At 39.6% G+C, this 24,514-nt stretch carries 25 protein-coding genes; 14 read left to right on the top strand and 11 right to left on the bottom strand.

Annotated features, from left to right (window positions below; translation table 11 throughout):
- The first annotated feature begins 1 nt into the window (after window position 1).
- Complete coding sequence (locus tag J8L98_RS01895; protein WP_210995034.1) at window positions 2-667, top strand: class I SAM-dependent methyltransferase; 666 nt, start codon at window positions 2-4, stop codon at window positions 665-667.
- Here the strand turns inward: J8L98_RS01895 and J8L98_RS01890 are convergent.
- The 3 genes from J8L98_RS01890 to J8L98_RS01880 are packed head-to-tail and all read right to left on the bottom strand — an operon-like array spanning window position 624 to window position 2,040.
- The gene (locus J8L98_RS01890) at window positions 624-1,022 is read right to left on the bottom strand and encodes a response regulator (RefSeq protein ID WP_210995033.1); all 399 of its coding nucleotides are present in this window, start codon (window positions 1,020-1,022) and stop codon (window positions 624-626) included. The genes J8L98_RS01895 and J8L98_RS01890 overlap by 44 nt on opposite strands.
- A gap of 41 nt (window positions 1,023-1,063) precedes the next feature.
- Window positions 1,064-1,591 (bottom strand): hypothetical protein, encoded by a 528-nt coding sequence (locus tag J8L98_RS01885; protein WP_210995032.1) that lies wholly within the window; start codon window positions 1,589-1,591, stop codon window positions 1,064-1,066.
- On the bottom strand, window positions 1,588-2,040 hold the full coding sequence (locus J8L98_RS01880) for a YaiI/YqxD family protein (RefSeq protein ID WP_210995031.1): 453 nt from the start codon (window positions 2,038-2,040) through the stop codon (window positions 1,588-1,590). Before J8L98_RS01880 ends, J8L98_RS01885 begins: the two co-directional genes overlap by 4 nt.
- Window positions 2,041-2,185: 145 nt before the next feature.
- Between J8L98_RS01880 and J8L98_RS01875 the strand changes: the two genes are divergently transcribed.
- The 3 genes from J8L98_RS01875 to J8L98_RS01865 all read left to right on the top strand — a co-directional run bounded on the left by J8L98_RS01875 (window position 2,186) and on the right by J8L98_RS01865 (window position 6,462).
- The gene (locus J8L98_RS01875; protein ID WP_210995030.1) at window positions 2,186-2,716 is read left to right on the top strand and encodes a lipocalin family protein; all 531 of its coding nucleotides are present in this window, start codon (window positions 2,186-2,188) and stop codon (window positions 2,714-2,716) included.
- A 153-nt stretch (window positions 2,717-2,869) separates the two neighbouring features.
- Window positions 2,870-4,738, top strand: coding sequence for an alkaline phosphatase PhoX (locus tag J8L98_RS01870; protein ID WP_210995029.1), 1,869 nt, complete (start codon window positions 2,870-2,872; stop codon window positions 4,736-4,738).
- 77 nt (window positions 4,739-4,815) lie between these two features.
- Complete coding sequence (locus J8L98_RS01865) at window positions 4,816-6,462, top strand: hypothetical protein (RefSeq protein WP_210995028.1); 1,647 nt, start codon at window positions 4,816-4,818, stop codon at window positions 6,460-6,462.
- Between the two features lie 866 nt (window positions 6,463-7,328).
- On the opposite strand, the gene J8L98_RS01855 is transcribed toward J8L98_RS01865, so the two are convergent.
- Both J8L98_RS01855 and J8L98_RS01850 read right to left on the bottom strand, forming a co-directional pair.
- Window positions 7,329-8,915: a PepSY-associated TM helix domain-containing protein gene (locus J8L98_RS01855; protein WP_210995026.1), complete on the bottom strand. Its 1,587-nt coding sequence runs from the start codon at window positions 8,913-8,915 to the stop codon at window positions 7,329-7,331.
- Window positions 8,912-9,214, bottom strand: a complete 303-nt coding sequence (locus J8L98_RS01850) for a hypothetical protein (RefSeq protein WP_192509385.1) — start codon at window positions 9,212-9,214, stop codon at window positions 8,912-8,914. Before J8L98_RS01850 ends, J8L98_RS01855 begins: the two co-directional genes overlap by 4 nt.
- Window positions 9,215-9,437: 223 nt before the next feature.
- Between J8L98_RS01850 and J8L98_RS01845 the strand changes: the two genes are divergently transcribed.
- Window positions 9,438-10,010 carry a uracil-DNA glycosylase family protein gene (locus J8L98_RS01845; protein ID WP_210995025.1) on the top strand — a complete coding sequence of 191 codons (573 nt, stop codon included), beginning with the start codon at window positions 9,438-9,440 and terminating at the stop codon, window positions 10,008-10,010.
- A gap of 92 nt (window positions 10,011-10,102) precedes the next feature.
- Window positions 10,103-10,486: a hypothetical protein gene (locus tag J8L98_RS01840; protein WP_210995024.1), complete on the top strand. Its 384-nt coding sequence runs from the start codon at window positions 10,103-10,105 to the stop codon at window positions 10,484-10,486.
- Window positions 10,487-10,493: 7 nt separating this feature from the next.
- Here J8L98_RS01840 and J8L98_RS01835 read toward each other — a convergent pair whose 3' ends face one another.
- The gene (locus J8L98_RS01835) at window positions 10,494-10,976 is read right to left on the bottom strand and encodes a GNAT family N-acetyltransferase (RefSeq protein ID WP_192509382.1); all 483 of its coding nucleotides are present in this window, start codon (window positions 10,974-10,976) and stop codon (window positions 10,494-10,496) included.
- A 92-nt stretch (window positions 10,977-11,068) separates the two neighbouring features.
- Between J8L98_RS01835 and J8L98_RS01830 the strand changes: the two genes are divergently transcribed.
- The 3 genes from J8L98_RS01830 to J8L98_RS01820 all read left to right on the top strand — a co-directional run bounded on the left by J8L98_RS01830 (window position 11,069) and on the right by J8L98_RS01820 (window position 13,124).
- Window positions 11,069-11,989 (top strand): LysR family transcriptional regulator, encoded by a 921-nt coding sequence (locus J8L98_RS01830; RefSeq protein ID WP_210995023.1) that lies wholly within the window; start codon window positions 11,069-11,071, stop codon window positions 11,987-11,989.
- Window positions 11,990-12,051: 62 nt separating this feature from the next.
- A complete protein-coding gene (locus J8L98_RS01825) occupies window positions 12,052-12,573 on the top strand; it encodes a chalcone isomerase family protein (protein ID WP_210995022.1) in 522 nt (173 codons plus the stop codon).
- The gene (locus tag J8L98_RS01820; RefSeq protein WP_210995021.1) at window positions 12,570-13,124 is read left to right on the top strand and encodes a DUF3833 family protein; all 555 of its coding nucleotides are present in this window, start codon (window positions 12,570-12,572) and stop codon (window positions 13,122-13,124) included. Before J8L98_RS01825 ends, J8L98_RS01820 begins: the two co-directional genes overlap by 4 nt.
- 9 nt (window positions 13,125-13,133) lie before the next feature.
- On the opposite strand, the gene J8L98_RS01815 is transcribed toward J8L98_RS01820, so the two are convergent.
- The gene (locus J8L98_RS01815) at window positions 13,134-13,517 is read right to left on the bottom strand and encodes a DUF3224 domain-containing protein (protein ID WP_210995020.1); all 384 of its coding nucleotides are present in this window, start codon (window positions 13,515-13,517) and stop codon (window positions 13,134-13,136) included.
- Between the two features lie 65 nt (window positions 13,518-13,582).
- On the opposite strand from J8L98_RS01815, the gene J8L98_RS01810 reads away from it, so the two are divergent.
- Window positions 13,583-14,371, top strand: coding sequence for an AraC family transcriptional regulator (locus J8L98_RS01810; protein WP_210995019.1), 789 nt, complete (start codon window positions 13,583-13,585; stop codon window positions 14,369-14,371).
- Between the two features lie 13 nt (window positions 14,372-14,384).
- Here the strand turns inward: J8L98_RS01810 and J8L98_RS01805 are convergent, their stop codons facing one another.
- Window positions 14,385-14,753: a response regulator gene (locus tag J8L98_RS01805; RefSeq protein ID WP_192509376.1), complete on the bottom strand. Its 369-nt coding sequence runs from the start codon at window positions 14,751-14,753 to the stop codon at window positions 14,385-14,387.
- Between the two features lie 269 nt (window positions 14,754-15,022).
- On the opposite strand from J8L98_RS01805, the gene J8L98_RS01800 reads away from it, so the two are divergent.
- The gene (locus tag J8L98_RS01800; protein ID WP_210995018.1) at window positions 15,023-15,292 is read left to right on the top strand and encodes a Rho-binding antiterminator; all 270 of its coding nucleotides are present in this window, start codon (window positions 15,023-15,025) and stop codon (window positions 15,290-15,292) included.
- Here the strand turns inward: J8L98_RS01800 and J8L98_RS01795 are convergent.
- Window positions 15,281-15,742 (bottom strand): GNAT family N-acetyltransferase, encoded by a 462-nt coding sequence (locus J8L98_RS01795; protein WP_192509374.1) that lies wholly within the window; start codon window positions 15,740-15,742, stop codon window positions 15,281-15,283. The two genes, J8L98_RS01800 and J8L98_RS01795, sit on opposite strands and share 12 nt — an antisense overlap.
- Window positions 15,743-15,899: 157 nt before the next feature.
- Entirely contained in the window at window positions 15,900-16,949 is a 1,050-nt protein-coding gene (locus tag J8L98_RS01790) for a hypothetical protein (RefSeq protein ID WP_210995017.1), read from the bottom strand.
- 474 nt (window positions 16,950-17,423) lie between these two features.
- Between J8L98_RS01790 and J8L98_RS01785 the strand changes: the two genes are divergently transcribed.
- Together J8L98_RS01785 and J8L98_RS01780 are read left to right on the top strand one after the other, a co-directional pair.
- Complete coding sequence (locus J8L98_RS01785; protein ID WP_210995016.1) at window positions 17,424-20,207, top strand: methyl-accepting chemotaxis protein; 2,784 nt, start codon at window positions 17,424-17,426, stop codon at window positions 20,205-20,207.
- A 186-nt stretch (window positions 20,208-20,393) separates the two neighbouring features.
- Window positions 20,394-21,314, top strand: coding sequence for a diguanylate cyclase (locus J8L98_RS01780; RefSeq protein ID WP_210995015.1), 921 nt, complete (start codon window positions 20,394-20,396; stop codon window positions 21,312-21,314).
- 281 nt (window positions 21,315-21,595) lie between these two features.
- Here the strand turns inward: J8L98_RS01780 and J8L98_RS01775 are convergent, their stop codons facing one another.
- Window positions 21,596-23,752 carry a M3 family metallopeptidase gene (locus tag J8L98_RS01775; protein WP_210995014.1) on the bottom strand — a complete coding sequence of 719 codons (2,157 nt, stop codon included), beginning with the start codon at window positions 23,750-23,752 and terminating at the stop codon, window positions 21,596-21,598.
- 177 nt (window positions 23,753-23,929) lie between these two features.
- On the opposite strand from J8L98_RS01775, the gene J8L98_RS01770 reads away from it, so the two are divergent.
- A complete protein-coding gene (locus tag J8L98_RS01770) occupies window positions 23,930-24,502 on the top strand; it encodes a DJ-1/PfpI family protein (RefSeq protein WP_210995013.1) in 573 nt (190 codons plus the stop codon).
- The last annotated feature ends 12 nt before the right edge of the window (window positions 24,503-24,514 follow it).

Raw genomic sequence — 24,514 nt, 5'->3', positions numbered from 1 at the left:
CATGCCTCATTTTCAGGGTGATGAAGCTAAGCGATATGATTCAAACATTATTAAGTTGGTACCAGGCTATGAGTTGTTACATCAACTAACAGCGGCACAACTGGTTACTTTATTGCCTGATGAATCAACGATTCTCGTAATTGGTGCTGGCACAGGTAAAGATATTATTGAGCTTGCTCAGCATAACAACAGCTGGCACTTTGTTGCTCAAGATATTTCTTGTGACATGCTCAATATAGCTAAGCTACAACTTACACATCACGGCCTTGCTTCACGCGTTACATTTCACTATGGCGCACTCTCAGTACTAGATACGCCCGTTGACGCTGCAATTTGCTTACTCGTCATGCACTTTTTACCTGATACAGGAGAAAAGCACGCATTACTTAAATCGATTCACCGAAATCTACAGCCTAAAGCACCTCTTTTTCTAGCCGATTTAGTTTCCCCAGAAACACAATTTGAGCGAGAGTCTCAGCTATTAATGTGTCGAAGTTTGGGGTTAACTGAAGTAGGGGAGCAACGCATGCGACACAACTTAAATCACGAGTTCTACCCGCTAGAGCGAATGCGGTTGGCTGAACTACTCGATCAAGCTGCATTCTCAAGTGCAAACTGTTACTTCAAAGCACTTGGTTTTTCTGGTTTTGCTTGCCGCGCTTTGTAGCAATATAAGCAAGTTGCTTTTCGAGTGTTTTTAAGCAAAACGGTTTCACCATTATACCGTCAATTTTAGCAGAGATTAGTTTGAGCAATATTCGCTTATTATCTTCACATGTGACGACCAATATGGCTGTATCAGCACAGTTTAGTTCATGCTTAACTTTATCAATTAACGTTGAGCCGTCCATTTTCGGCATATTTAAATCTGTCACTAACAAATCAAACGTCTGTTTCTTTAAGAGAGACATAGCCTGAATACCGTCGGTTGCTTCGGTAATATCAGCGTATTCAAGCCGCCTCAGCATGTTTATCAACACATGACGCATTAAGGGCATATCATCCACAACGAGTATTTTCATTCCCTAACAATGACTCTTTTTCCAACAATATTAATTTGAGATTAGTCTAGGCTTTTCAAAATGCCACATAATTTACTGATTTTGATATTGCTAAGTTGCCTATAATCAAAATAAGGACAAATCACCAAATTTAACTTTGGATCAATAGCAAACTCTTCGTCTATCCATACCAAAGAGTTGGTAAAAATATGATCTCGCAATATTTTTTTTGCATAACCTCGACCTGCAATAATGTGATACTTGTAGCTTTTATCAGCAAAATTAGGGGGGCTGAATAGCAAAACCTCATGACTATGTTGCTGAAGTAAGCATTTATCTCGATATTCTTGCCACGTTTTATGCTTAGTAAAATCGTGATCTTTATGATTGAATTCCGCGATAAATTTAGCGTAAACATTAAATATTTTCCGCCAACCATTGCCGCAAGCCGCATTTATAGCTGTGATCTCTCCACAGGTAAGTGGTTGTATTATATCTAAATAATTATATTCCGACATCGGAGGAGGGCGTTCAATATAAACAGCAAATATGCCGCTTTTCACACCAAAACCATGAGTTAGTATTTTCATGATTTGGCGCGTTGCAGAATACGATCTAGTGCATTGCCAAATGCTTGTTTATCCGTTGCTGATAGCTTTGCTGGGCCGCCACTCATTTCTACGCCGCTACTGCGCATGGTATCCATAAAATCACGCATATTTAAAATCGACTTAATATTATGCTCAGTGTACTCTTCTCCTCTGGGGTTTATTGCATGTACATTGAGCTCTACAACCTCTGCAGCCAAAGGGATATCAGAGGTAATGACAATATCACCTGCTTGCACACGTTTCACAATTTCATTGTCTGCTATATCAAAGCCTTGGCTGACCCGTAACATACTTACAAAGCGCGTCGCAGGGACCCTCATGGCATGATTTGCGACTAAGGTTGTTGGCGTTTGAGTTCGCTCAGCAGCGCGAAAGATAATCTCTTTGATCGGTGTAGGACAGGCGTCAGCATCAACCCAAATTTGCATAATATAATCTCTATCATTGTTGGTAGGTAAAATAGTGATCTTACCCCTTATTGTAATCGTAACCTACTTTAATTTGCATTAATTCAAAATGATAAATCGAGGCAGAGTCACCATGCTTAAAATGATAAATCGAGGCAGAGTCACCATGCTTAAAATGATAATATTCACCTTAACATGTGTACTAAGCGCCTGTACCGGCATTCCTCAGGGAGTCAAACCCGTTACTAATTTAGATATAGGAAAATATCAAGGTAAATGGTATGAAATTGCCAGACTTGACCATCGGTTTGAAAGAGGAATGAGTCACGTAACAGCAAATTATAAGGTATTATCGGACGGCACAGTACAAGTCATAAACCAAGGCTACATTGCAGAAAAGTCTAAATGGAAACAAGCTATTGGCACTGCGAAATTTGCCCATAATACCTCTGTAGGCCATTTGAAAGTGTCGTTTTTTGGCCCTTTTTATGGATCTTATATTATATTTGAACTTGATCATCAACAATACCAATTTGCCTATGTAACCAGTTACAATAAAAAGTATTTGTGGCTGCTCGCTCGCACTCCCACGGTTTCGACACAACGTCTTGAACACTTTAAAACAACGGCGCAAGCAAAAGGATTTGATGTTCAATCTCTAATTTATTTGAATCACACTAAATTAGGAAATATGTAAACCCCCTTTACAGTCAGTCAATAACCCCAGACCAATCAATGTATTATTACTGTCTGAAAAAATTAATATAACTGTCAGGTACATGTAACAGGTCCACTCCACACTGCTATTCGGTTTAAAACAATAATGAATGATAGCAATCTGGAGTAACTGATGAATCGCGTAGCATATTCTCTTATCGCAAGTGCCGTCACACTAGCGCTAACGGCTTGTAATGGTGATGACGGAGCACAAGGAGTAACCGGTGAACAAGGAGTTCAAGGTGAAACAGGCACTAATGGTACGAATGGTACGAATGGCACGAATGGCACGAATGGTACGAATGGCACGAATGGTGGAGCTGGTCTAATTCGTATTGCGACCGTACCAGCAGGTGCAGAAGTGACAGGATTACATTTAACCAAGCAAGGGGATTTGTTTTTTAATATCCAGCACCCTAATGATGCAAATACCGAAGTAGACACGCTCAATAACACACCTTTTAATACAGGTACTGTTGGCGTACTTACTGGTGTAAACTTCAATGAATTACCACGTAATATCGTCAGCTCTCCCGTACCTGCCACCTCATCAGCGCTTGAGCAGCAGACGGTTGTATCCGCCATTGGTCAATACCAAATACTGGGTCAAACCGGTGATACTTTCTCCGGACTCAACGAAAAAAGCCTGTCTGGCGGATTAGGTGTCATATATGGCCTTAATACAAAACAAGAAATCATCAAAAACAACATGCCTGATTTTAATGGCTTTATCCCAACTGGTGACAACACAGGTTATTTATTTACTAACTGGGAAGACTACCCTGGTGGTATGAGCCGCTTGAAAATGAGTAAAACGACCAATGGAGCTTGGTCGGTTGAAGAAGCAATGATGGTTGACTTTGATTCGGTTAAAGGTACAGCTGCAAACTGCTTTGGCTCTGTCTCACCATGGGGAACTCCCCTGACGTCTGAAGAATGGATTGTAAATTCCACAGTAGACACCACAACCAATCCGACATGGAATAAGCCCACCGACGTGGGATCTCGGTTAGAAAACTTCAGACAATTTCTTGCACCTGAATTTCCAAACCCTTACCGCTATGGATATATCGCTGAAGTCCAAAACCCAACAACCGACACACCTGACGTTGTTAAACATTTTACAATCGGTCGCTACGAACATGAAAATTCAGTCGTGATGCCTGACCGTAAAACAGTGTATTCATCACAAGATGATACCGGCGGCGTACTATTTAAATTCATTGCAGATCAGCCTGAAGATCTCAGTTCAGGCACATTATATGGTGCAAAGTTAACCCAAGATACTGGGCTTAGTGATCCGGCCATTACTGGGTTTGACATTGAGTGGGTAGAATTAGCGTCTAATACGAATGCACAGATAGAAACATGGGTAGCGCAATATGATGATATTACCAGCGCTGACTATGTAGAAGGCAAAACCAGCTACATCTCTGTTGCTGATGTACAGGCATGGGTTGATGGTAAAGCAACCTATCCATCCGTTGCAGAAGGTGGCAGCCCAATTACTGCTGGTAAGCCTATGGACGACCGAGTTGCCTTTTTAGAATCACGACAAGCAGCTAAGTTAAAAGGCGCTACAGCTGAGTGGCGTAAACTCGAAGGGATCAGCATCAACCATGATCGTGTACTGGAAGCCGTTACCGGCCAAGATGTTATTGCTGACGAAATTGTTAAAAGTGCCTATATGTATATTGGCATTGCAGATTTAGATAACACTATGACCGATGGTGAAGGCGACATTCAGCTCTCTCCACGCGTAAAAGATTGTGGTGGTGTTTATCGTGCAGCAATTGATAGCAACTATAACCTAACTCGTATTGAGCCCGTCGTTATGGGGGGTACATATCGCTCAAGTCTCACCGGTGCTGAACGTTGTGATGTCAATCAGCTATCACAGCCTGATAATGTCATAGTGATGCGAGATGGGCGCATTCTCATTGGCGAAGATGGTTTTCAAGAAAACAATACGCTATGGATGTACGACCCAAAATCTAAATAGTGTAATTACTTATTACTCGCAATAGCGGTAACCAAGGTGTTACCGCTTTTTTCGCAGCAAAAATAGAAGTCATAAAAATGAAATGCCACGTACTTATTCTATTACTTATACCAGCAACGCTTTTGCTTGGGTGCTCCGAGCATAGCTTACCAACGACTCAATCACCTGTTATTACTGAAACGTCAGCCCCGTATCAACCTGGCGATAATATCCCTGCGCTGGATTATATGAAACACAATGAAACTTATAATGCAGAGTCAGTGATCCCGCCGCAGTGTTATACTAAAACGGACGGCGTAAATAACCCTTGCTATGCCTGCCACCAAACTGACACAACAGATCAACACAGACCAAACCAAATGGCCGATGGTAATTTACAAGGTGCGTATGAGTTCTCAGACCTTGGCGCAAAAAACCATTGGAAAAATCTATTTATTGATCGCACACACTTAATCAGTGGTATTTCGGATGACGTAATTCTTGATTGGATCAATCAAGATAATTACAGCGAATTCATTAAAACCCAACAAGCAAATACAGATTGGAAAGGGGAGATCACACCCATTGAAAACCTTGCATATCCAGAGAAAGCATTTAACGCTCTAGGTATTGCTGAAGATGGCAGTGGGTGGGTAGCCTTTAATTACAAGCCATTTCCAAGTACATTTTGGCCCACTAATGGTTCTACGGGTGATGTCATGATCCGGTTACCAAGCGAATATAGACAACAGCAAGGCGTGTACAATCAAGATGTATATTTGGCAAATCTCAGCTTAGTAGAATTGACACTAAAAGGCCTGAAAAATATTTCAACGCCTCCATTAAACGAAAAGCGTATCGGTATCGACCTTAACCAAGATGGCAAATATACAACTATTCAAAACATCAAGGTACGATCGCATTACGTAGGCGATGCACAATCACCACTCGCCTACCAACTCTACCCTGAGGGAACTGAGTTTTTGCATACGGTACGCTATATTGGTGTAAATGATAACGGCACCATATTCAATGCGCCTCGCATGAAAGAAGTGCGTTATATGAAAAAGCACAATTTCAAATCAAAACAAGAGCTTGCTACTTCTTACTATCGTGAGGCTAAAGAGAAAGCATTCGAAAATTTACCACAAACACTGTATTTAGGTGACGCTGGTATCAATAACAGCTTTGGCTGGACAATTAATGGATATATTGAAGATGGACAAGGAAAATTAAGACCACAGCATAAACAAGAATTGGCATTTTGTAATGGCTGTCACAAAACAGTTGGTGCGACATACGACCAAACATTTTCATTTGCTAGAAAAGTCACTGGCGCAGCGGGCTGGGGCTATATCGATTTAAAATCAATGACAGATGTGCCCAATAAAGGAGAATCTCAAGGAGAGTTTTTAACCTACATGCAGCGTGTTGGAGGAGGGGACGAGTTTAGACAAAATCAAGAAATGTTGATGCGCTGGTTCACTAAAGATGGACAAGTTGACATAAAAAAAGTGACCGCAGCAACCAACTTATATGAGTTAATCACACCTTCGCCTACTCGAGCACTTGCATTAAATAAAGCGTATCTCAGCATCGTAAAAGAACAAAGCTACCTCTTTGGCCGAGATGCAACATTAGGTAAGGCGCGTAACGTATTAGAGTATATTGACGATAGCCAACAACCATTAAAACCCAATCATCGTTATGTGTGGGACATGCAATTAGCATGGGCTGAGCAATAACGAAAACGACTCGTACTCTTCTAAGTTAGTAAAATAGCGCTCTCAGTATAGATCAATATTTTACTAACTTAATGGAGCGCTCAACACAAAAATGTTTAAATATGCACTCTTTCAGATCACCATTTTACCAACGTGTATTCATAGATCGGTATTTTACCAACTAGGTACAAAGGTAGATCATTATTTTACTAAGTTAATTCTTTTAGATCATGATTTTACCAACTTAATGCCCTGCTAAGTCAAATACTTCCTCAAAATATAAGTCTAAAAGCACTAGATAGTATGTCCAAGCCTCCTTGAGATCACTATTTTACTTACTGATATAATTCAAAACTGGTTAAAGATCAGATTTTTACTAAGATGAGTTCAGAAATGTGCTGAATAGATCACATTTTTACTAACGAAAAGAAGGGAGTTTAAACTGAGATCACTATATTACTAAGCTTAGTTGGTAATATAGTGATCTCTATAAGGCTTGAATCAACTCGTTATGGAAAATAAGCCTTAATAATGCAAAGTAAGCTGTAATATCCGTGATTAAAGCAATAGACCTATGCATGTTGCACTGATTAAAGTCGGCAGTACGTAAATTAGTGATCTCAATTTAGTGGGATGATAACTTAATAACAAAACCAGCAAAATGATTGATATAGCCATATAACCACAAAACAACACACCGCCATATCCAGCTAGATCCCAGAGACTTATTATAATGCTCGCGATTAAAGCACACCATGCAATCATAAGCATTCGCCGCCCCAGCACTGCATCAACCCTTTGAGCAAATACAGCTTTACAGTGACTATTTTTTATCAATGCAAAACAAGAGAAGCTTGTAAAACACAGTAAAAAAGCAAGTAACTGTGTCATGTGCTTCTCTCCTTCAACTTAAATGTACCAACGTCATTTGCTTTTTCTTGTGTTGCAAGTTTGTTCATTTGTATAAAAAAGCCGAACGCGGTCAAGATACAAAGCAAGTCAAAACCTGCCAATATCCACTGCTGTTCGAGTAGATAGCTGACTAGGTTTCCTTGTGTCGTAAGGGCATTGCAAATAGGTAACAAAAGCCACAAAATGACATTGAGTTGTGCCAACTTTTTCCACTGTTTTGTACCCGCTCGGTATATAGCAAGCACGGCCACACAGAGCCAAGTCACAAAAAATAGATGTACCTCCATATCTGCACGATTAGATAAATCATTAGGTAATAGTCGATTTGCATAGAAAAATGCGGTCGTCGCAACAGGTAACCCCATCAGCGTAGCCAAGTTCAATGCCTCAACCAACTTTAAGCCAAAACCTGGTTGCTCATTGGATTTCATACGTGCGCGAATTCGTTTCGCCCACATTACAGCACCACTTGCAATCATCACACAACCAGCAATACCACAAATAAAATATAACCATCGCAACCCAGGTAAAGCCAAACGCCCAGTATGTAAAGCAATCATGCCATCATATAATGTTTCACTCGGTGATAAATCAGTATTTGCCGACGTCTTTAATTCTCCAGTGACCGCACTATATACCCACACTGGCATCTCATCTTGTACTTGAGTACCGGTGTTCGCATAAAATTTCACAATCGCAGTTTCATCGAATGGGTGATCTAAAATAACGCGCTTTATATCTACGTTTGGCCAGTTAGTATAAAATTGATCTACAAGCTGTTTCATGGGCAACATTTCGACTTGTTTACCTGTTGCATCAGCATGTTGCCTCGCAGAATTAAGGTCTGCAAAAAAAGCGCGATTACCCCCTTCATACTGTGTCATAGCTGGATAAGGGAACAGCATGAAAATGAGCGTTACTAAACCGGTATATGTGATCATAATATGAAAAGGTAGCGCCAAGACAGACGATAAGTTATGCGCATCTAGCCACGTCCGAACTCCCTTTGCACTGCGAAATTGAAACATATCTTTAAAAATGCGCTTGTGAATCACCACACCCGAAATTAAGCCAATTAACATAAACAAGCTAGCAAATGACACAATCCACCGGGCAACCGTGCGATCCATATAGTGCAAGTCAAAATGCAACCTATAAAAAAAATGTCCGCCTTTGGTATCTCGATACTCGGCAAGGAGCGACTGTGAATTAGGATCCATGTAGTTATCTTGCCATTTACCTCGAACCCCATCGTCGCCCTTCTCTCGGTATGAAACGGCCATGGTATGATTACGCTCATTAGGTAAACCTACCCACCAAGTTTCGGCCTCAGGCGCTTTCATAGCTAAGTGCTCTAAAGCTGTACTAATCTGCTGCCTTTGAGCTGCAACGCGATTTAATTGCGGCTGCACATCGTGTGCGGCGGGCTGTGCCCATAACGTAATTTCATGACGAAAAAAACTCAGTGTCCCAGCAAAGAAAATCAGAAATAATAGCCAACACACGAGTAAGCCAGTCCAAGTATGCAACCATGTCATTGAACGGAAAAAATTCTCTTTCATAACCAACCTTTGATAACAGCCAGCAAGAAAATCTGACTTGCGCTTAACGCAATTAACCAGCCATATATTTTCACGAGCGAGCGCACACTAAACACCCATATAAATACACACGTATAAACTAAAACACTCAAGCTCACAGCGAGTAACACTGAGTCTGTTTTAGATAGAGGCACTAATACAGCTAAAAGAGACACTGATATTGCTGAAAATATATAGCCACCGAGAATTGCCGCAAGAAACCGTGAGCACACTAAAAATGCAGCACTTTGAAACCAAGCACTAAATTGGGGTATAACCACTATAAAACCCTAGGAAATAACAAATTGAAAAATAAATTATGCTAAATTAGACACAAAAAAGATAGTCATTCTCATTTGTATTTATATGTAAATATGGCATATTCGAGAGTTTATTTAGAAACTACCTACGCAAACCCCAAACTATCAAGAAATACGTAAAAATCAGTGTATACTTTCGTAAGGTATTCGTATGCCATGGCGATAGGTAAGGCACGACATTATTGTGACTATTTTTGATGATATTAAAAAATGTAGAATTTGCCATGACACTTTGCAGCTAGGTGCTAATCCAGTTGTTCAAGGTAATGAAAATGCACGTATTCTTATCGCAGGACAGGCGCCAAGTAAAACTGTCCATCAAACAAATAAACCATTTAATGATGCCAGTGGAAGTCGACTCAGAGCATGGTTAAATGTGACGGAACGTACTTTTTACGATCCGAGTCTATTCGCCATTGTACCCATGGCGTTTTGTTACCCTGGCAAGGGGAGCAGTGGAGATCTACCACCCCCTCCTATTTGCGCAAAAACTTGGCGCTCACAATTGCTGAAACAATTCTCACAAGTAAAACTGACTATTGTTATCGGTCAATATGCTCAACAATATCATTTTCCAAATTTTACAAGTGTCACGGAACAAACGCGCGTTTGGCAATCTCTGCTTCCGAGCATGATTGCTCTGCCTCATCCAAGTCCCAGGAATCAGCATTGGTTGAAAAAAAACCCTTGGTTTAGTAACGAGCTACTACCAGAACTGCAAAAAATAACACACAAAGTTATAACAAAAGTTAAATAAACCCGGAATCCAATTGCGTATTTTTGATTTATTACGCATAATTCCATCAACACACCATAATAATAACATTAACATTTTCAAAGGATTTGAATATGCTTTATAAAATTACTGGTTGGGCAGCGATTATACTCGCTTTATCTGCGTTACTCCCCAGCTATCAAACAGGTGCTTTATCTGTCATAGGCTTTTACTTATGTCTTTTCTCACTACTGATAAGTGCTTTTGCAAGTCACTTAGGGAATTACTTCTATTATCGACTTGTATTTTTGATTGCCGTTATTAATGTTTTCATAATTAATGATGGTACTCGGGTTATGCTACTTATCAAACAAACCGACTGGGTCTATATCGGTTCAATGTATGGCATATTTTTCGTGATCGGGAGTATTTGCAGCTTTTTGCTCAGACGGGAAGACGCTTCTAGCCAAGATGCATATGAAGCGCCCAATAAAAAAGTCACTCAGTCACAATTATAAATCAAATTTATGACTCAAATGCAAAAGCGTGCAACTCTTCTCCTGACAAACGATTAATTATCCATTCGTTTTGCTGCTTAGCGCCAATGCTATGATAAAAATCAATCGCGGGTTGATTCCAATCTAAAACCACCCACTCAAAACGGCCGCAATCTTTTTCAATCGCCAGACGGGCTAGATATTTCATAATTGCTTTACCTGCGCCATTACCACGCTTATTTTGAGCAACGTATAAATCCTCTAAATAAAGCCCGTACTTCCCCAGCCAAGTTGAATAATTAAAAAAGTAAACCGCAAACCCTATGGCTTCCCCTTGCTCTTCACAAATCAATGCGTGAGCTCGCACATCTTCTCCAAATAACTTCTCTTCGATATCAGCTATTGAGTTAAGCACCGCCTCGGGTTCTTTTTCATAGATAGCAAGCTCATTGATAAAATGTAGAATCGTTGCAGCATCAGATTGCTCAGCTACACGTATTTGCAGTGTCATTATGGTTTTCCCTTAGTGAATTAACAAACCTCAGTGTATGCTAAAAAAACACATGTATTAAGTGCATATATTGCACTGAGTGAATGAATTCCATGCATAATATATCAAATATAGATTTAAACTTGCTCAAACTTTTTTCCGTTTTGTATCAAACGGGTTCAGTCAGTGATACCGCTGATGTGTTAAACATCAGTCAATCTGCATGCAGTCACGCATTAACTAGATTACGGCAAAAACTCAATAATGACCTATTTATTCGCATCGAAAATAAAATGGAACCAACACTGTTTTCAGAAAACTTAGCGGCAAAAATATTGCCAGCAATGGAGATATTGCAATTGGGGCTAACACCGATTGAGCAATTCAACCCCAACGCCGATACAACTTATGTTATTGCTGTAACAGATTACACAGCATGGTGCATGCAACCATTGCTAGAGCACATTCAACGTTATCACCCCAATATCTCAATTCGACTGGTCTCACTTGAACAGCGGATCCCTGAAGAAAAATTGAAATCTGGGAAAATTGATCTTGCGTGTGGCTTTGCTCACCAAGCTGAGCCTTCACAAAGCATTTCAGGTGTGACTTGGTTTGCAGACAATTATGTTACTGTCATGTCTACACAGCACCCGCTTGCTGATCAAAAGAGCATTTCTTTAGACGATTTTATTGCATATCAACATGTCTTGATCGCACCTTGGAACGAGGGGAGAGGAGTCGTAGATAAAGCACTCGTCAAGCATAGAACAATACGGAAAATAGCACTGACGACCCCCTATGTACTAAATGCCCCCTATATGCTCAATAACACCAGTTGGTTACTGACATTACCGCAACATTACGCCCGTTTCGTCAAAAAACAATTGGCCTTAAAGATACATCAACCTCCTGTCGCGGTGCCAAACTACAACTTAAAGTTTTATATACATAAAACTCGTCTACAAGATCCAAAAATTATGTGGTTCAAAAATACACTAAACACAGTCTTTGAGCATATTACTGAGGAGTGAGTGAACCAACAGTACCTTACATTACGTATGTATAAAGACATTCCATATTAAGGACATCTAGGATGAAAACCATAGCATTTGTCATTGTCATGCTAATGAATATAAAGTTGGTATACGCAACCCCTATGAGCTTATTCATAGAAAACCCGAAGGCAGTAGGAAGTACAAGCCGTATGAGTTATTTATTTTGGGATATTTATGATGCAACGCTCTATGCTCAAAATGGCCACTACGATGCTGCTAAACCATTTGCTCTAAAACTAAATTACTTAAGAGACTTGTCCGGACATGATATCGCTAACCGTTCGATCGATGAGATGGAAAAACAAGGTTTTAACAATCATCAAAAATTACAGCTATGGCGGATTACTATGCAAAACATTTTTCCTGATGTTAAAAATGGCACTCAATTATTAGGTGTTAGAAATGCAGCCGGAGAAAGCGTTTTTTACAATGATGATCAGCTCATTGGTCAAGTCAGTGACACTGAGTTTACCACGCACTTTTTTGCCATTTGGCTTAACGAACGCACATCGGAGCCGATGATGAGAAAAGAATTATTGGCACTTGAGGAAGCACCATGAAAAAAGGGTTATTTGCTGTAACGCTATGTATGATAATAAGTGGTTGCGGTGTATCGATTAAAGGTGAGGTGTATGAAGATGCTACACCGTATTTCGACCCATTCAAGTTTTTCAATTCAGACGTAAAAGCTTGGGGTATAGTACAAGATAGATCCGGCCAACTCATACAGAGATTCACCGTTAATATTCGCGGTAGCGTGAGCAACAACAATGTACTTACCCTTGATGAAACGTTCAAATACGGTGTCGGTAACGGCACATTAAAGCGAGTATGGAAAATTGAAAAAGAGGGTGCTAAACAGTTTCGAGGCACTGCATCTGATATAAAAAATAACGCAACAGGCAGAGTTTACGGCAATGCCATGCAATGGAGTTACAACATGGAGCTACCGGTTAATAGTACAAGTTACACCGTACACTTTGACGACTGGATGTGGGCGTTTGATAGCGATACTATTGTAAACCGTTCTTATATCAGTAAGTTTGGCATCGTAATGGCCGAAGTAACCATCTTTATGCAAAAGCAACGCTCAACAAGAGACCCACATTAGTCGGTTTTTTTACAGTGTAAACGAAGTATGTAATTCATGCTCACTTTGTTCTCCGGCACAAAAGTGAGCATAGCCAGATATAGTTTTCAGCTGTCCAATTCCACTGCCTGCAACAACCGTTAAAGAACCTTTGGCCTCGCCCTTTTCGAATTTCCCTTCATGAGATAGTGCAAACTGTCCGTTGCAGTTGTTGTATTCACCAGTAAAAACTTCTATTCCAGTAAAGACCGCACTGCCATCGGGCAAATAACATAAACTATAATGCGTTATGGAGTTGCCTTGCAAAACACCGATATAGTGTTTTTTAATCGTGGCGCTGCGTATAGTCGTTTCATTCATGCTTTCTTTGCAGATATCACTCTCTTGCCAACTTTCTATGGTAAATTTTGTCATAACTTTTCCTATAATTCACGGTGTATGGCAAGATTACAAAACCTTCTCTGTTGGTAATTGTAAAAATGCGACAACTTAATACTCATTCCAAACCAAGTTCAGGCGTATACCATGCCAACAAAAGCACACTTAATTATAATCTAAAAAAGTATCAACCATCTGAAAACTTAAAACGTCTCGTTGATTGCTATTGGTTTGTATCATGGCAACTCGAATGCGGAGCTACTTGGATACAGCGAAATTTACCTAGCCCTAATATGCATTTAATTTTTGACCAGCAAAGTCTATATTGTACGGGTGTTATGACGCACGCATATGAAACGCCGCTACAGGGTAGCAAAACCTTAATTGGTGTGAAGTTTCGTGTCGGTGCACTCAATACAATACTTCCGTACCCTCATCAGGAGCTGCAAAATTTGCATTTTAATAGTGGTTTTCTTTTTGATGAATGCCAAAGTGATGCACTGCATAACACGGAAAATCATCAACTATGTATTACAACTCTCAACCAGCTTCTGTCACATCTTCCACAACCTGACAATTCACAAGAAAAAATGAATAGAACTTGGCAAATTCTAGCAAACAACCCCACCATAAATACCGTTGATCAATGGGCCAAGCAATCTCAATTGTCAGTCAGAACATTGCAAAGGTTATGTATTAAACATATTGGTCTTGCACCTAAATGGTTGCTCAGAAAGCAACGCTGTATACATGCTTTGCAACTGTTAGAAGAGGAAAAAGTTGATATATATGATGTAATTACATTGCTCGGTCTCACCGACCAGGCTCATTTAATTAAAGAATTTAAAAAAATACTTGGCTTGACACCTAATCAATACCTCAAGCTGTAAAGGGGTTTTACATCTACTCCAACAAGTGCAATCGATTAAGCTGTTTTTCTAATGTGTTCATGTTAAAAGGCTTGATCACAAAGCCATTTACTTTCGCTAACAACGCTTGCTGTACTTTTTCTTTATCACTTTCGCAAGTCACCATTAGCAAAGGTGTATTCGCTAATATTCGATCTTGCCTGATCGCTTGCAATAATTGTAGTCCATCAATCTTAGGCATATTTAAATCAGAGATAACTAAATCATAGGGCCGACTTTTTAGTAAGACCATTGCTTGATAACCATCAACCGCCTCATCAATATCTTTAAACCCAACGTGGCGTAACATATTTATCATCACATGTCGCATAGATGCCATGTCATCAACTACGAGTATACGCATTGGGCCTCCTTACCTAGATTAAAAACAAACGATTATGAGCGAGCTAAAACTTAGTAGATAATGAGTGTAGCCTATATCTCCTATCTTGAAAGTAAGCGATAACATTGAATTCAAATATTAATCTCTGCGCTTTAAAAGCAATACTAAGATAGCAAGTCAATGTATTAAAAAGTTGTGTATCAAATTTTAGTCAAAGCAGATATGAGACAATAATAGAAAGATGTAATGCGTGACATTTGCACGTTTTACGGATTAAATAGCGTAGTACGATGAATAACCGCACAAGGGTAAGCCAAGTAATGACATGTGATGACCATGATTTTATTGAAATAGCTTGCCTGTATAACTATTCAATCAAAATAACAACTCGCTCGGCGGATAACTACCAAGGTAGGGCCCTTGATACGCAATATAACCAACAACGACAACAGTGCATATGCATAGTATGTGATGAACAACCCATACTCATTGAATTAGACACTATCGCAGAAATACACGTATTGACGCCTAACCCCCACTTCAACTACCTACGAGTTTAATGGCAATTCCATAAACACACTTAACGAATTGTCACGATACAAACCAAACCTTTCACATCGAGAAAACCCGAGACTTTCATACAAGTTGATCGCTTCTGTTTGTTTACTACCGGTTTCTAATCGCATAAGGGGGATTTGTGCTTCGCCAGCATAATGTAAAAGTGTTTGCATTATACGACGAGATAACCCTTTACCACGGTAACTCGGCTTCACATATAACCGTTTAAGCTCACCGTACAGGGTATTATCAAACTGCTTTACAATTGCACCACACGCAACGATGCCATCGTCGTTCATTAAGCCAATGCCATGTACGTTCGGTTGCTTTAATTCTGGTAATTCAAGTGACTGTGCACTTGCTACGGGATATAAGGAATTCATTAATCGATCTATTTCTGAGAATAATTCAATAACATGGCTATCTTCAGGGTTTAAATCAACTAATTGCATATACTCACTCAACTCAGTGTTTAACGAAACATTCCAAATGTGAGGACAAACTATACCGACATAATAATGAGTAACAAGTAAAATAAGTTTAAATTTGTAACCTTTTACTACACATTGCTATAAACTCTGAAATAGCCAATATAAAACAACAAGTTACTTACAAAAAGTGGTTTTCTAGAGCTTTCTTCAAGTATTTTTGCATGTCATCTCGATGAAACTTACGGACATTATAACTTTGCTCTAAATGTATAAACCGCTTCGACGAGGCCGTAGAGCTTGTCGAACATATATTGGCAGACCCATTGGTGTACCGCGCTTGCACATTCCAAGTTCCACCCAAGCTTTTTGTATCATTACCATATACGCATGCTGCAATTTTACCATCCTCTTCAACAGCTCGGCGTAATGAGTGCAAAATACTTTGCTCATTCTCGGTTGTGTTGTAATTCACACTTTCACTCAAATTAAGCATGAGATCATTGTTTGTCATACACTGATTTTGCAACTTAGCAAGCGTTGTCTTCCCAAAGCCATGATACTGAATAAAAACTGAGTTATCGTCAAAGTCACTCATGTATTTGTGTACCACGTTGAAATATGAGTCGGTTTGATGTGCCACATCGCTGGCTTCATAATGCCCATTTGTGCATGAACTTAATGCGTGACTGCTGTCTCTACGCGTACCGGCAAGCATCAATAATTTAGTTTCGGTAAATAGAAATGCATCAATGGCTTGCGTGTCTGTAAATGAGTCTCTTTTAGGGTGGGGTGCTTGTAAAATAGCGTTTAACCCATTTGGGTTATAAATGTACGTACCACCACCACGGAAATCTGCACTTGGTAACGTGGCACGCTCTTGCAATAAATAATATGTGGTTTGTGTATTGGTATCAAAAAACTGTGCTACATCATATCCAATTGGCGCGACTAACTCTTGCGCTAGCGGGTAGTTTTGCGAAATAAAAGCTGCAAACCCAGCCTCAAACTGCTGTTGTTCATGATGACTTGGTCGTACCCATTTATCATCCAGTTTAGAGCCGTAATTTATGGCCTTTAAATGCTTAGCCAGCTCTCCCGACATTACTTTATGTGCATAGCTTGGAAAGCTCAGTAACGTCACTAATAATAAAACCAGTGTCGTTAAAACAATACTCGGCAACGAACTTCGACCATACGGTGTGAATGAAAAAGACGGATACAAAGCCATTAAGACCTCCAACAGTATAATTAGCTATCAAAAGTGACATATAGCAATTTTCCTGCTCCATGAGGCTTGCCAAAACAATCCTTTGTATTAGTTTTTTATTATTTAGTATGTCAAAAGTTGCACCATTTGTATCAAAATAAACCCCATTGTTCTAGTTAAAGTAATAAAAATGACCTTTTAGCATTGGTTTTTATATACCTAAAATAAAAACAAACACACAGCTTCGATAATAAATTCATAACCCTACACACAGGTCTGACCAAAGAGGCCATTATCTATAACTCCCTCTTATTTGTACCTAAAGAAAAGACAGGCTTAGAAAGTATTAAAACTTCTGAGCCGTTTTGTAGGTAAACACTGTTACCCTGTTGGCTGTAACCCAACTATTTAGAAATATACGAACTGCACAGTGGCAGAACCTTTATGTTGAACTATCTTTTTGTATAAATAACTCATTTATATACGTGGTTTTCCATGATATTTACTTCAAGGACTGATCGCTTAAAGCAAATAGCGATACAATCAAAATTAAATTTAATCGAACACAATCAATCCATTATTGAAGTCAGCAATGTTGGAAATGTCATTCACCTTAGCCAGCATTTCTTATCCCTAACCGGCTATCTTGATACGGACTTAATCGGTTCGCCCATCAAGGCTGTTTTGCAAGGCTTCGAGCATAAAAGCTCGAATACATCCCCTTGTGAATTTAAAGTAGCCACAAAAGCAGGCCGCACTCTTTGGTTTAGCGTCACCTCAACAGTGCCAACTGACAGCTCAATTGAGGATAAAATAATACTCTTACTGTTTGATATCTCTTCATACAAAGAACAACAAATTGATAGCAATGGACAAATTACAGCCATCGATAAATCACAAGCTGTAATAGAATTTGACTTAAACGGAAATATTTTAAAAGCAAACGATAACTTTCTGAGTACCATGGGGTATGAACGTCATCAAGTCATTGGTCAACATCATAGTATGTTTGCCGAACAAGACTACGCAGAAAGCGAGCAATACCGTGACTTTTGGCGTAACTTAAAACAAGGACAATATTACTCAGGAGAATTTAAGCGACTAGCTAAAGGCAACAAAGAAATATGGATACACGCAACTTACAATCCGATTTTTGATAGCGAAAAGAAACCTTTTAAGGTTGTAAAATACGCCTCAGATATAACCGCGAGCAAATTACAAGCGGCCGACTATGAAGGTCAACTTAATGCAATTAGTACATCTCAAGCGGTGATAGAATTTGCTATGGATGGCACAATCATTTCTGCTAATGAAAACTTTTTAGCTACAACGGGGTATACGCTTGATGAAGTAGTGGGGCAACATCATAAAATATTTTTAGACCCGCAATATGCCCAAAGCGATGAATACCACACTTTTTGGGCGCAATTAAACGCAGGACAATTTAGCTCTGGAGAATTTAAAAGATTAGACAAGAATGCACGAGAAATATGGATACAGGCTTCCTATAACCCTATTTTTGACTTAAGTGGTAAACCTTTTAAAGTAGTTAAATATGCCGCAGATATTACAAAACAAAAACAATTAACCGCAAACTTTGAAGGCCAACTTGAAGCAATCAATAGATCTCAAGCAGTCATTGAATTTACCATGGATGGCACCATACTGACCGCGAACGACAACTTTTTGTCTGCTATGGGTTACACCCTTGATGAAATACAAGGCCAACATCATAGTATATTTGCCGAGCCAAGTTACGCCAATAGTCAAGAGTATCGTGATTTTTGGTCTTCATTGAACCAAGGTAAATTTCATTCAGGCGAGTATAAACGCCTCGGAAAAAATAAAAAGGAAATCTGGATCCAAGCAACATACAATCCAATTTTTAATTCTGATAACCAACCCATAAAAGTCGTAAAGTTCGCCACCGATATCACAGAACAAAAGGCCAAAAGCGCAAACTATGAAGGGCAGCTCAGTGCAATAAATAAATCACAAGCTGTTATCGAGTTTAATTTGGACGGCACCATACTTCATGCCAATGACAACTTTTTGAAAACCACCCAATACCGATTAGAAGAAATTCAAGGAAAGCATCATCGTATATTTGTCGACCTAGACTATGCTGTTAGCAATGAATACAGTTTGTTTTGGCAGAAATTGAATCAGGGTCAATTCGATAGCGGAGAATATAAGCGACAGGCTAAAGATGGCACTGATATCTGGATCCAAGCATCGTACAACCCCATCTTTGATACCAACGGTAAACCTTTTAAAATTGTCAAATACGCAACCGATATCACGGCGAGAAAGTTAGCAATAAAGAGTATTAAAGATGCCATCATCTCTCTTTCTGAGGGCCATTTATCTCATCAAATACATGACGATTTAGGGAATGAATTCAATATATTAAAAGACGCGATGAATGGACTTACACGCAACCTAAACAACATGATTCATGAGATCACCGCAGCATCAAACAATGTATTCCAAGGTGCACAAAACATCGCGACTGACAGCGAAGAGTTAAGTAAACGTATTGAGCGCCAAGCATCTAGTTTAGAAGAAACGGCATCCACCATGGAGCAATTAACCGCAACCGTGCAACAAAATGCTAAAAGCACCCAAGATGTCTCTGCACGCACTGAGCTTACGATGGAGAAGGCGTCACAAGGTGGTGAAACCGTGTCAAACGCGGTATCTGCCATGTCTGATATTGAAGCATGTAGTAACAGAATCTCCGATATTATCGGAGTAATTAATGAAATCGCTTTTCAAACAAACCTACTTGCACTCAATGCCTCTGTTGAAGCTGCTAGAGCAGGGGAAGCTGGTAGAGGCTTTGCAGTAGTTGCAAGTGAAGTCCGCAATTTAGCACAACGAAGTGCATCAGCAGCCAAAGAAATAAAAAATTTAATTGAAGATAGCAGCTTAGCGGTTTCCAAAGGCAGTGAGTTGGTAGTGACATCCGGTGAACGCTTCAAAGAATTGACCCTCGTCGTTCAGGAAGTTAATAGTATGATTATGGATATCGCTCGTGCAGGTAAAGAACAATCTGATGGTGTTGTAGCAGTTTCATCTACCGTAGCCCAACTTGATAATTTAACTCAAAAGAACATGCAATTGGTTGAACAATCAACCCAAGCTGGACAAGAAATGCGAGAGCAAGCACGACACCTTTTACAACAAATATCAACATTTAATACATCACAAAACCAGGAGTTATTGCCTGCTCCTGCGCCACCAAAAATGTTCCAATTAGTCTCTGGTAATTCATAATGAACTGTCATACTTTTTAGCAACAGTGGTGCACTGATAAGGTGCTCAATTTAAGGAGCGTATAAGCGCATTTATTTATCTCGCACCGTATATTAACGTGATTTTATCTTTGTTTTAGTTTAAATTTGGAATAAGTAACGTTAGTAATACGGCTTATGCGCCACAGAAGAAGGGTTTTAAAGGACTATGTTTCAAGGCTTAAATGACATGGATGACTGCTGGGTACTTGTGGTCGATGACTCTTCTTTAATGCGCCAACTACTGGTGAGTTGTTTAAGAAGCGTGTGTAAAGTAACAGCCGTTGAATCCGCGGAAGAGGCAATTCGTGTCTGCCAAGATTCTCAACCTGATTTGGTATTAATGGACTGGATATTAGAAGGAATGTCAGGTATTGAAGCATGCCAAACAATGCAAAATATTTCAGAACTTTCTGAAATTCCCGTTATTTTTGTCACATCGAACACCAGCGAAGCCAACCAAGAACTTTGTTGGTCTTCTGGTGCTGTAGATTTTGTACCAAAACCAATAGTCCCAAAAACATTACAAAATCGAGTAAAAACACACTTAAAGTACAAGCTACAAACTGATTTATTAAAAAAATACTCTTTTGTCGACGGTTTAACTGGTATCTACAATCGCCGCTTCTTCGATATGGAAATAATACGGTTACTTAAGCAAACAACCCGATTACAACAGCCGTTTGCCGCAATGATGATTGATATTGATTTTTTTAAAAAATACAATGACGAATACGGCCACTTACAAGGAGATGATGTACTGAAACAAGTTGCCATAACACTGAAAAACCAAATAAAAAGACCCATAGATACGGTTTTTAGGTATGGAGGGGAAGAGTTCATTGTGCTGTTACCCAACACCTCTCAAGACGGCGCCAAAAGTATTGCCAACCAACTTGTCTCAGCAATTAAAAACCTGTCGATAATAAACATCGGTTCGCCTATGGAAGTAGTGACAGTGAGTGTGGGCATGACCTTTTTAGCTGAAAGTCAGCGATGTGATACCAAACAGTTACTAAGTCGCGCCGATGCTGCATTGTATAACGCGAAAGAAACAGGTCGAAATAAGTTTTCAATATTAAATGAATAGTTGTATGAATTAATTAGAACTCAACAGCAGGAAGCAATTATGAATATTATATATCGGGTTATGATTCTATTTTTGCTGCTTATAGCGGCACTATCAAGCTATAGCGCTGGAATTAAAAGCGGTTTTTTTATTTTTATAATCTGCGGTTTTACTTTTGAAGCCATGTTCTGGTGGAAATTATTTCCAAAAAAACGTTCGTGACAATTCGTCCCCTCGCCAGATATAAGCACATAGTTTAAGAGAACCCACTTTTGTGAGCTCTCTTCAAAACTTATTTAATCTTATTGCTTAACAGGGAAGCCTCGGTCACGCATTAGTGCGCTAACATCCGCATCTCGTCCACGAAACAAACGATAAGCTTGAGCTGGATCCATCGCATTTCTGACCGAAAATAGGTGTTTAACCAACTTATTTGCCAGTGCTTCATCATAAAATCCACCTGGTGCATCAGCAAACGCCTCAGCAGCATCTGAAGTTAAAACCTCAGCCCACAAGTATCCATAATATGCTGCTGCATATCCTTCACTTGAAAAAATATGCCCAAAGTGAGTGCTGCGATGACGCATTACCAACTCCGCAGGCATACCCAACTTTGTCAGTTGCTCTTTTTCAAATTTAGCGGGATCAATCTTTGTCGGATCCGTACTATGATATAACAAGTCCATTATTGCTGAACCCATATACTCAGTTGTAGAGAAGCCTTGATTAAAGGTTGCTGACTTCTTAATCTTAGCGACCAGCTCTTTGGGTATCGGTTTACCCGTTTCATGATGCACTAGGAATTGATTAATCACTTCATCAGTTGTTAACCAACGCTCAAGTAGCTGTGATTGAAACTCAGTGTAATCACGCACACCAGAATGTGATTGAGGATAGACAACATCAGCAGATAAAAAATGTAATGCATGACCAAATTCATGGAAGTACGTTTGTGCATCAGACCAAGAAATTAATGTTGCCTTACCTTCTGGCCCTTTTACAAAGTTAGAGTTGTTCGTGCTCAAAACATTAGTTTCACCATCCATCGTGGTATAACTTCTAAATGTATTTGCCCAAGCACCTGAACGCTTTCCTTTTCTCGCAAATGGATCTAAATACCATAATCCGACATGTTTACCTGACGCCTTATCTTTTACTTCCCAGACACGTACATCATCGTGATACACAGGCACCGAACCATCTACTACCTCTGAAAACTCAAAATTAAACAGTCGCCCAGCGACATAAAACATTGCCTCTCGGAGTTTATCGAGTTGTAAGTATTGCTTCACTTCATTTGAATCTAAAGCATACTTGTCGTTACGTACTTTTTCTGAGTAAAAGCGATAATCCCAAGGTTCAATTGTTATTTTTACCTCTTCTTTATCTGCTATCGCCTGCATATCTGCAACTTCTTCCTTTACACGAGCAACAGCCGCAGGCCAAACTTGGTCCATTAATGCCTTCGCATTCTCTGGTGTTTTCGCCATTCTATCTTCTAAACGCCATTGTGCGTAGTTCTCGTACCCCAACAACTGAACTCGTTCATGGCGTAGCGTTAAGATTTCTTTAATTATTCCATTATTATCATATTGATCGCCATTCCCACCTCGATTGTAATAATTTTTCCATACCTGCTCTCTAAGTGAGCGCTCTGTTGAGTAGGTTAAAAACGGATCCATAGATGAACGAGAGTTTGTTATTGCATATTGACCAACTTTACCTCGCTCCGCAGCAGCCGCCGCCGCACCTACCACAAATGACTCCGGTAAACCTGATAATTGAGATGCATTTAAATAAACAACATAGCTTTCCTCATCAGCCAGGACATTACTAGAAAACTTCGTTTGCAAAGAGGCTAATTGCTGATTAATTTCTGCATAACGTAATTTTGCATTACCTTGCAATGTCGCGCCATTTCGAGCAAAGTTATTATAAGTTAGCCAAGTAATACGCTGCTGCTCAGGTGTTAACGCTTTATACTCATCACTATTAAAAACCGTTTTAACACGATTAAACAACTTACTATTTTGTATTATTTTTGAGTCATACTCAGAAAGCTTAGGCGCTATTTCTTTTTGCAATTCACGCGCTTCAGCTGATGACTTATTATTTCTCCAAATACCATAATACGTAAAAACGCGATCTAAGCTTCTCCCTGCTCGCTCTAATTCTGCAATGGTATTATCAAATGTTGGTGAGGCAGGGTTGTTTGCTATTTTATCTACATCAGCCAAATGTTCAGCCATCCCCATTTCTAATGCAGGCTTCAAATCTACAAGGTTCATCTTGTCGAACTGTGGAACGCCCTGAAATGGACCTGAGAATTCTTGTAATAGAACATTTGAATAATTCGCTTTTTTCACCGCATCAGTTCCTTGTGGTTCTGACGTATTGTTACAGCCACTTAAGCCGATAACAACAGCAACACTTAGCGCCGTTATTGTTGATTTAATCATATTGTTCTCTTTCAATTTAGTTATGTCTACAACCTTCAATGGGCGTTAGTCTAATATCACTATCAAAACATGCAATCAATTCGCGGCAAAAGCCAATTTATCGCGTTCAATAAAAATGACTGTTGCAATTGTCGTCATATTGATGCAACTTAGTAAGAAACTGATCTTGGTATAAATATGGAAATCGGTATATTTATATATGACAATGTTGAAGTACTCGATTTTTGTGGGCCTTTTGAGGTGTTTTGTACTGCTAACCGCTTTACCGAACAACACATCAATGTCAGTTTAATCGCACCGACTCATTCCCCTGTAAAAGCGAGGGGAGGACTGAGTGTCAACCCCCATTACAGTATTCATGGCCACCCGAAATTCGATTTACTCATCGCCGCAGGAGGTATACACACGGGTATTATAAAAAACCCCACAGTCCTTAGATGGTTAGCCGAAACAGCGAGACACACTCCCGCATGCGCATCAGTGTGTACAGGCGTATTTCTTTTTGCTCAAGCAGGTATTATTGATGGAAAAAAGGTTACCACGCACTGGAGTGATGTGAGTGACCTCCAACATAGTTACCCAGAACTAGAAGTTATAAAAAACCAACGCTTTGTTGTAGATCAAAATTTTACTAGCTCTGCGGGGATAGCGGCTGGGATAGATATGAGCTTATCAATTATTCAATCTAAGTTTGGAAAAGGCATAGCCCATAAAACTGCACGGCAGATGGACTATGATTGGCTCCCGTAAACATAAGTCATA

The sequence above is a fragment of the Pseudoalteromonas sp. MMG013 genome, assembly GCF_018100885.1.
Lineage (GTDB): Bacteria > Pseudomonadota > Gammaproteobacteria > Enterobacterales > Alteromonadaceae > Pseudoalteromonas > Pseudoalteromonas aurantia.
This window is presented reverse-complemented; position numbering and strand designations above follow the sequence as displayed.